This window comes from Cetobacterium sp. ZWU0022 (assembly GCF_000800875.1).
In the GTDB taxonomy this organism is placed as follows: domain Bacteria; phylum Fusobacteriota; class Fusobacteriia; order Fusobacteriales; family Fusobacteriaceae; genus Cetobacterium_A.
In genome coordinates this window covers 1-12,853 of record NZ_JRJZ01000090.1, presented here as the reverse complement: position 1 = coordinate 12,853, position 12,853 = coordinate 1, and the positions used below count along the sequence as shown (strand labels likewise).

At 30.1% G+C, this 12,853-nt stretch carries 13 protein-coding genes; all 13 read right to left on the bottom strand.

Annotation, left to right across the window (positions count from 1 at the left end; all coding sequences use genetic code 11):
* Positions 1-125: 125 nt before the first annotated feature.
* Positions 126-344: a 30S ribosomal protein S18 gene (gene rpsR / locus L988_RS08080; protein WP_023051045.1), complete on the bottom strand. Its 219-nt coding sequence runs from the start codon at positions 342-344 to the stop codon at positions 126-128.
* 45 nt (positions 345-389) lie between these two features.
* A complete protein-coding gene (gene rpsF / locus L988_RS08075; protein WP_047383256.1) occupies positions 390-674 on the bottom strand; it encodes a 30S ribosomal protein S6 in 285 nt (94 codons plus the stop codon).
* A 115-nt stretch (positions 675-789) separates the two neighbouring features.
* Positions 790-1,854: a cell division protein FtsZ gene (gene ftsZ / locus L988_RS08070; RefSeq protein WP_047383255.1), complete on the bottom strand. Its 1,065-nt coding sequence runs from the start codon at positions 1,852-1,854 to the stop codon at positions 790-792.
* 17 nt (positions 1,855-1,871) lie between these two features.
* The gene (gene ftsA, locus L988_RS08065) at positions 1,872-3,179 is read right to left on the bottom strand and encodes a cell division protein FtsA (RefSeq protein WP_047383254.1); all 1,308 of its coding nucleotides are present in this window, start codon (positions 3,177-3,179) and stop codon (positions 1,872-1,874) included.
* Positions 3,169-3,861 (bottom strand): cell division protein FtsQ/DivIB, encoded by a 693-nt coding sequence (locus L988_RS08060; protein WP_052191759.1) that lies wholly within the window; start codon positions 3,859-3,861, stop codon positions 3,169-3,171. The genes ftsA and L988_RS08060 overlap by 11 nt, the downstream gene beginning before the upstream one ends.
* A 33-nt stretch (positions 3,862-3,894) precedes the next feature.
* Positions 3,895-4,755: a D-alanine--D-alanine ligase gene (locus L988_RS08055; protein ID WP_047383253.1), complete on the bottom strand. Its 861-nt coding sequence runs from the start codon at positions 4,753-4,755 to the stop codon at positions 3,895-3,897.
* Positions 4,756-4,770: 15 nt separating this feature from the next.
* Positions 4,771-5,613 (bottom strand): UDP-N-acetylmuramate dehydrogenase, encoded by an 843-nt coding sequence (murB, locus tag L988_RS08050; protein WP_047383252.1) that lies wholly within the window; start codon positions 5,611-5,613, stop codon positions 4,771-4,773.
* Between the two features lie 3 nt (positions 5,614-5,616).
* Positions 5,617-6,951, bottom strand: coding sequence for a UDP-N-acetylmuramate--L-alanine ligase (gene murC, locus L988_RS08045; protein ID WP_047383250.1), 1,335 nt, complete (start codon positions 6,949-6,951; stop codon positions 5,617-5,619).
* Entirely contained in the window at positions 6,952-8,028 is a 1,077-nt protein-coding gene (murG, locus tag L988_RS08040; protein WP_047383248.1) for an undecaprenyldiphospho-muramoylpentapeptide beta-N-acetylglucosaminyltransferase, read from the bottom strand.
* A gap of 9 nt (positions 8,029-8,037) precedes the next feature.
* The gene (gene murD / locus L988_RS08035) at positions 8,038-9,351 is read right to left on the bottom strand and encodes a UDP-N-acetylmuramoyl-L-alanine--D-glutamate ligase (RefSeq protein ID WP_047383247.1); all 1,314 of its coding nucleotides are present in this window, start codon (positions 9,349-9,351) and stop codon (positions 8,038-8,040) included.
* A gap of 60 nt (positions 9,352-9,411) precedes the next feature.
* Positions 9,412-10,500 carry a phospho-N-acetylmuramoyl-pentapeptide-transferase gene (gene mraY / locus L988_RS08030; RefSeq protein ID WP_047383245.1) on the bottom strand — a complete coding sequence of 363 codons (1,089 nt, stop codon included), beginning with the start codon at positions 10,498-10,500 and terminating at the stop codon, positions 9,412-9,414.
* Positions 10,501-10,505: 5 nt separating this feature from the next.
* A complete protein-coding gene (gene murF / locus L988_RS08025) occupies positions 10,506-11,831 on the bottom strand; it encodes a UDP-N-acetylmuramoyl-tripeptide--D-alanyl-D-alanine ligase (RefSeq protein WP_052191758.1) in 1,326 nt (441 codons plus the stop codon).
* Positions 11,832-11,874: 43 nt separating this feature from the next.
* Entirely contained in the window at positions 11,875-12,765 is an 891-nt protein-coding gene (locus L988_RS08020; RefSeq protein WP_047383242.1) for a YegS/Rv2252/BmrU family lipid kinase, read from the bottom strand.
* Positions 12,766-12,853 lie beyond the last annotated feature (88 nt).

Below are 12,853 nucleotides of genomic sequence, written 5' to 3'. Positions count from 1 at the left end.
TTAATTTGAAAAAAGTATCTTTCCTATTAAACTTTATTAGTTACTAGCTGAGTAGTTACGTTCAAATATAATTTTATAAGAAATAGAAAAAGAGACTGAAGATAAAATCCTCAGTCTCATTATTTTTACTTCTCTACTCTTGTGTATGGAATAAGAGCGATGTTTCTAGCTCTCTTAACAGCCTTAGCTATCTTTCTTTGTAACTTAGCGTTAGCTCCAGTTACTCTAGAAGGATTGATTCTACCTTTATCAGATACGAATCTCTTTAATAAATCAACATTTTTATAATCGATTTCTTCAGCTTTAACTCTTAATTTAGCTCTTCTTCTTCTGAATTCTGCCATTCTAATAACCTCCTTATTTGAGAATAAACGTTTTCTTTAGTCTAATTAGTCGTTCTTAACTACCATGTATCTCATAACTTCTTCAGTTATGTTAAGCTTTGACTCAACCTCAGTTAACTTAGTACCGTCCATCTCTAAAGTAGTTAGTACGTAGAATCCTGTTTTCTTCTTATCGATTGGATAAGCAAGCTTTCTCTCTCCCCACTTCTCAGATTTAAGAACAGTTGCTCCAGCTGTAGTTAAAATGTTGTTAACTTTAGCTATTACAGTTTCTCTTCCTTCCTCTAATATAGTTGGATTGATGATGAACATTAATTCATACTTTTTCATGTTATTACCTCCTCCCTATGGTTTTAGCCCAAAACACGTAATGATTCTGAGCAGGGTATTATTAATAGTATCATAATTTTTAAAGTTTTACAAGCTTTTTTTGATACTATTAATATTATCTGTTAGCTCTGATCCAAGGTGGAAGATCTAACTCATCTCTAACTTCTGCTGTTTCCTCTACCTTTGGAGCTTCAGCTTTTTTTTCTACATTTATAAATGATTCAGTTTTCTCTTGCTCGTCACCAAAACTATTAGCAATAATTGTAACTTGAATCTTATCTCCGTAAGTTTCATCTGCAGTGATACCAAACATGATATCTTCAGCAGTTTTTCCAGCTGCTTCTTTTACTATATTTGCAATTGCTTGTGCTTCCATAAGTCCTAAGTTTGAAGAACCTGCAATGTTTATTAAAACTTTGCTTGCTCCCATAATAGACTTCTCTAAAAGAGGTGATGATAAAGCTTTTTCAGTAGCTTTAGCAACTCTGTTTTCTCCCTCTCCCTCTCCAAATCCTAATACTGCTACTCCTGAATTTTGCATTGTAGCTTTAATATCTGCAAAGTCTAAGTTTATAAGACCTCTACCAATCATTAGATCAGCGATTCCTTTAATTCCTATTTTTAAGATATTGTTTGCTTCTTTAAAAGCATTTTGAAGAGTTATTGTTTTTTCTGGTAATTCAAATAATTTATCATTTGGTATGATTACTAATGAATCTACATGCTTTTCAAGATTTGATAATCCTAAGTCAGCATTATTTTTTCTTTTTCTACCTTCGAAAGAGAATGGTCTTGTAACTATACCGATAGTTAAAACACCCATCTCTTTTGCTATTTTAGCAATAACTGGAGCTGAACCTGTTCCAGTTCCTCCACCCATACCTGCTGTTATAAATAACATATCTGTTTCTTCTAATAAGTTTCTTAATTTTTCTACATCCTCTTCTGCTGCTTGCTTTCCTACTTCAGGATCTGCTCCAGCTCCAAGTCCTCTTGTTAATTTCTCTCCCAATTGAACTCTTATATCTGCTAAAGAGTTATTTAAATCTTGAGCATCAGTATTTGCTGCAATGTATTCTACACCTGTCACTCCAGCTGCAATCATATCATTTATAGCGTTTCCTCCAGCTCCTCCAGCCCCAATTACTTTTATCTTTACTTCACATTCGTTATTAAACATATTCATACAGCTCCTTATTATATAAAGTTAGAAATCCATTTTTTTATTTTGTTTAAAGCACCATCTGTAACTACTTCTTCCTCATACTCCTCTTCAAAGTCCTCTTGTCTAAAGACTGTCTCATTTATAGGAAGCTCCACAAAAGTTTCCTCTTGTTTTTCCTCTGTTACAACTTCTTTTTCTAAGGTTTCACCTATTATTTCATTTCTCTTTTTGAATTCTGTTTCTAGTTTTGTCAATAAAATACCTATTACTGTAGACATTGAAGGGTTTACATTTTCAAGTCCTCTTAGTGGGAAAGGATTAACTTTTCTAACTGCACACTCCATTTTGCTTCCAACCTTACTGAAAATCTCATCTATAGAGACAGCTCCACCAGTAAATGCCAGCCCTTTTCCTAAGTATCCATTAAATCCTGATTCTTCAATAGTTTTTGAGATAAAGTTTATTAGATCTCCTGTTCTTGCATCTATTATCTCTTTTATCTCATCCAATTTATATTCACCATTATAAGTTCTTATTAAACCATCAAATGATTGCTTACCTCTCAATCTCTCTAAAATCTCTTTTGCCTCTTTTTTAGGTATTTTTAGAAGATAACTCAAATCATTTACAAAGTGCATTCCACCTATTGATAAAGATTTTGTATAAATAATCTTATCATTCTTATAGATAGCTATATCTGTAACTCCTTCTCCTATATCGATTAAAGCTACTCCCATCTGTCTATCCTCTTGTTCTAATGTTGATTTTGCAGATGCTGAAGCATTTAAGAATATATCTTCGATCTCTAAGCCTGCTTTATTAACAACTTCTACTAGTGGATCTAAAGCTTCCTTTTTTATTGTTATTAGATGAACATCTCCTTGAATACTTTTACCAACTTGCCCTATTGGATTTTTTAATATCCCAGAACTATTTACTCTAACATTATAAGCTTCTTGTTCTATAACGATTTCGTCATCTTTCAGTATATTTTCCTTCACTAACTCCACTAAATTATTCATATCTTGAGCTGTAATCTCTTTTTCTTCAAACTCAATACATCCATGATCTGTTTTAGATAGGATTCTATCACTACTAATTCCTAAAGAAACAGCTTCAAAATCTCTTCCGTTTCTTTCCTTTAGCTCTTTCAACCCTTTAGCTATACTTGTAACTAACAATTCTGGGTCTTCAACCACAGATCTTTTTATTCCCTCGCTAGGTACTTCTAAATAATCTAATACTCTTAACTTTAATCCTTCTGTACTAAGTTCTCCTAAAATAAACTTTATCTTTCCATTTCCAATATCTAAAGCTAATTTTGTAATATTATCTTGCACCTTTCCCCTCCTTCTCTTTTACTACTATATCCTTAAATCTTATATCTATATAATCAATCTCTCTCGTTTTAACTATACTTTTATACAGACTCATCATTATTTCATACTTATTTTTAGAAACTTCTGTTCCTGTTTTTATTTTGGTTCCATCTCTTAAAATCACATACATTAAATTTTTATTTTCAACATAAATCTGAGAAACCTCGTCTTTCAAATCCAATTGCTTTAATTTCTGCATAATTTGTAAAAGGCTATTCTTTTCAGAACTCTCCTTAATCATAAGAATCGGCATACTTTTTTTAGGATACTCCTCTAGTCTTCCAAAAATTGTTCCATCTTCATCCATTGTATATATCTTAGATTTGTGCTGAATATAATAACTACTCTCTTTTTCAGTAATATCAATTGTTATTTCATTTAGATTTTGCTCCGATATACTTACTTTTTTAATTCTAACATCTTTCAGTAATTTTTTCTCTAAACCATCTAAATTTAAATCGTTGATATTTTTTCCTAAAATTTCATTCTTTATTTTTTCTAAATCTGATTCTAAACTTCTTGAAACCTCACTAATTTGAACTTTTGAAATATTAAAAAATTCTCTATTTTTGAAATCTTTTTCTATTTGAATTATAATGAAAGTTAGTGCCAATATTATAGCAATTTTAAGTATTTTTTTCAAGAATCTCTCCCTGTTATTTCTTATATTTTATGGTTAGCAGCTTTCAACTAGAATCCTTGTTAAATCATCAAATGAATATCCCTTTAGTGATGCTAATTTCGGAGCTAAACTTGTTTCTGTCATTCCAGGACAAGTATTAACTTCTAAGAAATATGTTTTTCCATCTTTTAGTATGAAATCACTTCTTGTAATTCCTTTTAATCCTAATTTTTCATGAATTTTTCTTGCTGCTTCCGCTGCTTCTTCATAAGCTTCTAAACTTATTTGTGCTGGGCATTCATACTCTGTTTTTCCAACTGTATATTTTGACTCATAATCATATAGTCCTGATTTTGGCTTTATTCTTACTACGCCTAATTTTTCTCCGTTTAAAACTCCCGCAGTTAATTCATCACCTTTTATAAATTCCTCTATTAAAGGTTCTTTATCCTTTAATTTTTCAAATGCCAATCTAGCCTCTTCCTCTGTGTTACAAATATATAAACCTACACTCGAACCTTCTTTAGCAGGTTTAATTACAACTGGATAACTATCTATTTCATCTACTGTGTAGTATGTTTTTGCCATTCTAATTCCTAAATCTTTAGCTATTATTTTAGTTAAAATCTTATTCATTGCTACAGCACTTCCAGTAACTCCAGAACCCGTATATTTCTTCCCTAACATATCTAGTATAGATTGAACTCTTCCATCCTCTCCATACTCTCCATGAAGAGCTAAATAAACTAAGTCATATTCATTATCTAAAAATGCTGACACTAAATTTTCGTGTGTTAAATCAATTTTATATGCATCATATCCTTGTCTTAATAAGCTATTTAATATTGCAGCTCCACTTCTTAAAGAAACTTCTCTTTCAGATGTAATTCCACCCATAACAACTGCTATCTTCATGTTATAATACTCCTCCTAGTCTCTTACAATTATTATTTCTTCTTCTAGTTGTATTCCTGTTTTTTCCTTTACACCAGATTTTACTTTTTCAATTATATTGATAATATCCATAAACTTAGCATTTCCTTTATTTACTATAAAGTTAGGATGGACCATCGATACTTGAGCATTTCCAACAATTTCACCTTGGAGTCCTGCTTCTATTATCAATCTTGCTGAAAAATATCCTTCTGGATTTTTAAATGTACTTCCTAAGTTCGGTTCATTCAACGGATGATTTTCGCTTCTCTTCACTTTATATCTGTCTACCACTTCAGCTAAATATCCTATATCAAATTTAAATGTTGCACTTACTACAACCCATTTCTTCTCTTTTATCTCTGTAACTCTATACGAAAACTTTAAATTTTCTTTAGAAATTTTTCTTATCTCTTTGTTTTCATCTATAATTTCAACTGAGATTATTTTATCAAATATCTCTGTCCCGTGAGCTCCACCATTCATAAATACTAATCCACCAACAGTTCCTGGAATTCCCGCTAAATTTTCTAATCCAGAATAATTTTTTTCTCCCATATAATCTATTAAATCTGAGAAATCTAACCCTGCGCCAACCTCAACGATTCCGTCACCTTTATCATCTATATAGTTTATATCTTTAAGAGATATGAATGTTGTCTCTAAAATCCCATCGTTTATCAATGTATTTGTTCCGTTTCCTAAAATAAAAATTTTATTTTTTTCTCTTAGAATCTCTACTAGCTCATCTCTATTTTCAACCTCAATAAACTCTTTCGCTACTCCTCCTATCTTCATGTTAGAGTGCTCTTTCATTACGTGATTTTTATGTAATTTCATTATCTAATTTCTCCCTATATTCTCTGCTATTGTATGAGCTAAGCTTGAGATATTTCCAGCACCCATAAATAAGAATGTCGCTGATTCTTTCTCACTTGCTACAATTTTTGCAATCTCTTCATTTTTCTCAACTATAGTGCAATGCTTATGCCCTATCTTTTCTTTTAACTTTTCTAATGTCACTCCGAATTCGTTATTTTCTCCTGCGCTGTATACAGGCATTAGTATAACTTCATCAACACCTTCAAAACTACCCTTAAACTCATTTAAAAGGAAGTTTACACGACTATATCTATGCGGTTGGAATATTGCTATTGTTTTATTTTTTTCAATAGTTTTAGCTCCTTGTATTGTTGCCTTTATCTCTGTTGGATGATGTGCATAATCATCTATTATTCTTATTTTGTCACTGTGCAATATATCGTATCTTCTTTTAGCACCTTTAAATTTTAATAATTTTTGAGCTATTCTCTCTTTTGAAATATCAAACTTTTTTGCTAGATATATAACTGGTAAAGCATTTTGTATGTTATGATTTCCTGGAATTGACAGTTCAAACTCACCAAATTCTTCACCATCTATTATCACTTTAAATTTTGTTTTAAAATTTTCAACTCTTATATCTGTAGCTATTATATCTGATTTTTCATTATTTATACTATATGTTTTTATATTTTTTCTACCTTTAGCTAATTCTAAAGCTTCTGGGCAATCTCCACAAACTAGAATCTCTCCCTTTGTTTGTTCCATAAATTGCACAAAAGATTTTTTTATATTCTCTAAACACCCATGATTTTCTAAGTGATCCGCTTCTATGTTAGTTATTATCGATGTTTCAGGTGTTAAATATAAAAATGAGTTATCACTTTCATCAGCTTCTGCTATAAAGATATCTGTTTTTCCACATCTAGAATTCGATCCAATTTCTGGTAAAATTCCTCCTACTACTATAGTTGGGTCTATATCTAAAAGTAACGATCCTAACATAGAACTCGTTGTAGTTTTCCCATGAGTTCCAGCTACTGCTATTCCTTTTTCTTTATTCATTAAAATAGATAATAACTCTCCTCTTTTAATTATCTTTATCCCTAGCTCTTTCGCTTTTTTTATCTCTGGGTTTTCTGATTTTATTGCACTTGAAGCCACAACTAAATTAGATCCCACTACATTTTCTCCTAGGTGTTCTCCAAAAACTTTTATACCTAAACTCTCTAGCTCCTCTGTTACATAGTTTCTAGAAAGATCTGCTCCCGCTACGTCATATCCTTTTATTTTCATTATTTTGGCTAAACCACTCATTCCAATTCCATTTATTCCAATAAAGTATATCTTCTCCATCTAACTCCTCCATATATCTAAGCATTCAACGATTTTTTCTGCTGCATTACTCTTTTTTAAATTTTTTGCTTTTCTACTCATCTTATTTAACTCTTCATCGTTTTTTATAAGCTCTAAAGCTTTTTCAATAGCTTCATCAGCCTTGCTATCACTATAAAGAAGAGCTGCCTCATTTTCAGAAAGAATTTTAGCATTTTGATATTGACCTACTTTAATCGAATTATAAGGTATCAATATCGACGGTTTCTCTAATTGAACTATTTCAGATACTGTTAATGCTCCAGCTCTACAAACTACTAAATCTGCTGCTGCCATAATATTTATCATATTATTAAAGTAAGGTTTTATTATATCACTTACCTTTACCTGTTGATCTTCTAGCTTTTCATTTATCTCATTAAAGTTCTTATCTCCAGTAGCCCAATAAATTCTAATACTTTTATCTTTATAAATATCTTTTAGATTTTTTATCACTGCTTCATTTAGAGATTTCGCTCCTAAGCTTCCTCCTGTTATAAGTAAAACTTTCTCATCTTTACCTATTTTTAATCTTTCTCTTTCTGTATCTTTATCCATAGCATAGATATCTTCTCTCAATGGATTCCCTGTTACTAAAAATTTATGTTGATCTTTCACAGAGATATCTTCGTAAGTTGTATCAAATGCTAAAAAACAAGTTTTAGCTATTTTATAAAATATTTTATTTGCTAATCCTAAATCTGCATTTTGTTCTTGTAAATATATTTTTTTTCCCAAAATTAGACCTGCTAGTAAAACTGGAATCGAAATGTAATTCCCAAAACCTATTATGATTTCAGGATTTTCTTTTTTTACAATTTTAAAAGCTTGTGCAAAAGCCTTTATATTTAAGTGTATTTTCTTAAAATTTTGAAAAGGGTATATATCAATTCCTAAAAATCTAAACCCCTCCTCTGGAACCAAATCTTTTTCCATTCTTGTCGAACTTCCTACAAATAAAACTTCCATTCCTCTATCTAAAAGCTTTTTTCCTACGGCTAAAGCAGGATATATATGTCCTCCTGTTCCACCTGTTGTTATTATTATTTTTTTTGCCATAAATTTCTCCTAACTAAAATAACTTTTTGTTAACTCTTTGAAAACTCTTCCTCTTTCTTCAAAGTTTTTAAACTGATCAAAACTCGATGTTGCTGGTGAAAATAGCACCACTGTTTCTTCATCTTTTTTCAATCTATTTTTTAAAACTTTCAAAGCATTATCTAAAGTTTTTAGATTAAATATTTTTTCTTCTGGATAATCTATTTTTTTCAAACCTTCTTCAAGTTTATCTGAAATATCTCCAATTAAATATACCTCTTTTACTCTATTTTTTATCAACATTTCTAAAGGTGTTAAATCTAACTCTTTATCATATCCACCACAAATTAAAATTGGATTCTGGAAAGCTTCTACTGCAAACTTTGTTGAATCTATATTAGTTCCCTTTGAGTCATTTATAAATTCAACTTTTCCATAACTAAAGAAGTTTTCCATTCTATGTTCTAATGTTTTTGTTGAATATAAAAACTCTCTTATAATCTCTGTTGAAATCCCTAATATTTTCCCTACACAAACTATAAATAGCATGTTTTCTAAATTATGTTTTCCTTTTAGTGCAACTAGTTTTTCGTCTAATATTTTTTCATCTTGATAAACTACCCATCCGTCTTCGACATAAGTCTCTTCATTTAGTTCACTTTTAATTAACCCTACAAATTTTTTCTTGCCTGATATCTTATCTAATCTTTTCAGTGTTTCTACACATAAAGTATTTACTATAAAACAGTCGTTTTCCTTTTGATTTTTTCCTATATTAAACTTTGTGTCATAATAATGATCTAAATCTCTGTATCTAGATAGATGATCTGGTGCTAAGTTAACTATTAAGGCTATATCTGCTTTAAACTCTTTAATATTTTCTAATTGATAAGAACTAGCTTCTAAAACATAAAAATCTAATTCTGGATTTTTACTTATTGTTTCACTAAAAGAAAATCCTATATTTCCACATACTTTACTTTTAAAACCTGCTTTTTCTAAAAGTTCTGAAATTTTAGAAGTAACTGTTGTCTTTCCGTTTGTTCCTGTTATTGCTATTATTTTTCCAGAAATATTATTCTCTATTTTATATCTATATCCCAACTCTATATCATCTATTACTTCTATTTTTAAGTGAAGTGCTTTTTTTATTAAATCTGTATAAGGCACTCCTGGACTTTTTACAAAAATACTTATCTCTTCATTATCTAATATTTCCATTCCTTTTTCTGAGGGTATAGATATTTTATCATCAATCAAATATACCTGATATCCCATTCTCTCTAAAGTATCTTTCGAGCCTTTTCCACTTACTCCAGCCCCAAAAACTATAGCTTTTTTCATATTATAAAGCCTCCTTATTTTTAAACGACAAAAACCACAGTGATTTTCACTGTGGTCTTATTATAGTATTCCTCTTAATCTCACTATTCCTAAAGCTAGCATTCCTAAGAATAACGCAGCAATCCAAAACCTCATCGTCACCTTCGTCTCTGGCAATCCTGCTAATTCAAAGTGATGATGAATTGGAGCCATTTTGAAAACTCTTTTTCCCCTCATTTTGAAAGAACCTACCTGAAGAATAACTGATACTGCTTCTAAAACAAATACTCCACCTATCACTGGTAAAAGTAACTCTTGTTTTAATAATATTGCTACAACTCCTAATATCCCTCCTAAAGTAAGAGATCCTGTATCTCCCATGAATATTTGAGCAGGATAGAAATTGTACCATAAGAATCCTAATCCAGCTCCTATTAAAGCTGATAAAAATACTGAGAGCTCACCTATTCCTGCGATATAGTGTAAATTAAGGTGATTACTTAACTCTATATGACCTGTGAAATACGCTATTATTCCTAATATTGTTGCTCCTATAATTACCGGCATAATTGCTAGTCCATCTAATCCATCTGTTATATTCACTGCATTTGAAGTTCCCATTAAAACTAGAGCTATGAATATCAGCATTAAAGTGCCACCTAAATACAGATTACTATTTGAAATCATTGGGTTAACAATAGATAAATCTAAAACCTTATTTCCCGTTAGACCAAACTCCTTTATGAAGTACCATGTTAATATTGCAATAAAACATTGCCCCATTAATTTTTTCTTTCCAGAAAGCCCTTTTTTATTTACCGTAAATTTTTTATAATCATCTATAAAACCTATACTACTAAATAGAATTGTTATTATAAACATCAGTATTAAAAATTTATTAAATAAATCTCCTATTAAAACTGAAGTTAACAACGTTCCAAATATTATTAAGATTCCACCCATTGTTGGAGTTCCTTTTTTTGAAAAATGACTTACTGGTCCCTCTTCTCTTATTGATTCACCAAACTTCTTTATTTTTAAATACTGTATAAACGGCTTTCCTGTTATTAAAACAACCAAAAACGCCAATATAAACCCTAAAAAACTTCTTAAATATATAGATTTAAGCCCCTCCAAAACTGGAAAATATTCGGCCAATAAATATAGCATCCCTCTTACTCCTTTGATATAATTATTTCTTCTAGTTTCATTCCTCTAGAACCTTTCAACAAAACCCCTACGTTTTCTATCTGTTGAATAGCATTCTTTATCTCATTTTTACTATCGAAAGACTCTATAGCTTCATTTTTTAAGATTTCAGATGCCTTTTTCATTCTTTCTCCGTAAATAAAAATTCTATAAAAATTATGTTTTAAAGCCTCTGACAATACCTCTATATGATACTCAATCTCTTTTTCTCCCAGTTCAAGAGCATCTGCTAATACGACAACCTTCTGTTTATTTAAAGGCAATGATGAGAATGCCTGTAGTGCCATTTTCATTGAAACCGGACTAGCATTATACGCATCATTTATATATAAAACTCCATCTTTTATTATTTTTTCAAATCTCATTCCTGTGATTTCTATGCATTCTAACGCCTCTTTTATTTCTGTATAGCTCATATTAAACATTTTACCTAATGCTATTCCAAACGATGCGTTAATAACATTGTATAATCCATTTAAAGGTAGAAAATATTTCTCTTCATTTAGAGTAAATATCATTCCCTCATACAAATCTTTTGTTTCGTTTATAATGTAGTTATTATTTTTATCAAACCCTACTTTTATCCCCTCTACAGTTTTAAAATAAGGGTCATCTCCATAAAGTAGTGTTCTTTTTGTATCAACATATTTTAAAAGCTCTGTTTTTGCTTTAAATACATTATCTCTATTCTTTAAAAACTCTAAGTGAGAATCTCCTATATTAGTTATCACTGCATAATCAGGTTGAGCTATTTTCGAAAGTAAATCTATCTCTCCTAAATCACTCATTCCCATTTCTAAAACAGCTATTTCATCTTCACTACTCAATTGTAAAATCGTATATGGTAGTCCTATATGATTATTATGATTTCCTAAAGTTTTCTTTACTCTATATTTTTTTTTCAAAATACCGTGGATCAAATCTTTAGTTGTTGTTTTTCCTTCACTACCTGTTATTGCTATAACTTTTAGATTCAATTTTTTTCTATATAATTTAGCTAATTCTTGTAAAGTTTGTATACTATTTTCAACTTTTATAACATTTGAATATTTTAACTCTTCTATTTCTCTGTCACAAATAACTAATTCAGCTCCATTTTTTAAAGCTTCACTAACATAGTTATTGCCATTATTTATTGCAATAAATAACGATCCTTTCGTCACTTTTTTACTATCCATTTGGACATCTGTTATAAATCTATTATCTATTAGTTTAGAATTCAATTTTTGAAAATAATTTATTAGAACTTCTGTAAACACTTTCACTTTTACATCCCCTTTTTTAATTTTCATTCTAATATTTTACCATTTTTTTAGTACTCTTTTCAATTTTTTTTTAACTTATCCCTAAAACTTTTAACCCTTTATGAATACACTCTATTTCTACTGGTAATTTTGGACCTGTCTCTCCATCTATATCAGTCGAATAGTTTTCTACACCTACAATTTTTAATGATTTCGTTTTAAAATACTTTACAGAATGAATATCTTTTTCTAGATGAGTTTTTGTAGCTAGTGCTGCACTTATCTCTGGAACATCAATCATAAAATCTGGCTTCAAAACTAAAATGTCAAAATAACCGTCATCTAACTTCGCGTTATATGCTAATTCAAAATTACCTGCGCTTTTACCATTAAAAATTAAAATAGATACAATATCTGTTATCGCTGTATATTCATTACTTTCTAATATAACTTTCAATCTCTTTATTTTTGTCATCTCTTTTATTCCGTTCAATACATAAGCTAACTTTCCCATTGTTTTTATCATTGCTCTATCTGTAGTTTGTGAAATTGTTGAAAAAACACCTATACTTGCTATATTTATAAAATACTTTTCATTTATTCTTCCTAAATCTATATCTTTCGGCTGACTAGTTAAAATCTTTTTACAAGCCTTTTCAATATCTTTTGGCATTCCAATTACATTTGCAAAATCATTTGCGGTCCCTGTTGGAAGAATTGCAATTGGAATCTCTATGTTGTTTCTTTTCAAGATATTTACAAAGCTATTAATTGTCCCATCTCCACCAGATATTAAAAAATGGTCATAACTTTCTATCTCTTCTAAAATACTCTCCCTTTTGCAACCTTTAGATATTCTAAAAATATCTACCACGTATCCAAATTCTTGATATATTGCAAAAATTTTATCCAATTCTTTTAATATTTTTCCTCCACCAGATACAGGATTATATATTAATTTTACTTTTTTTTGCTTCAACATATGGCTTGGCCTCCAATTTTTGGGTATAAAAAAAAGATTGGCAACTTCCTATCCTCCCAGGGGGCTGCCCCCCAAGTACTTTCAGCGT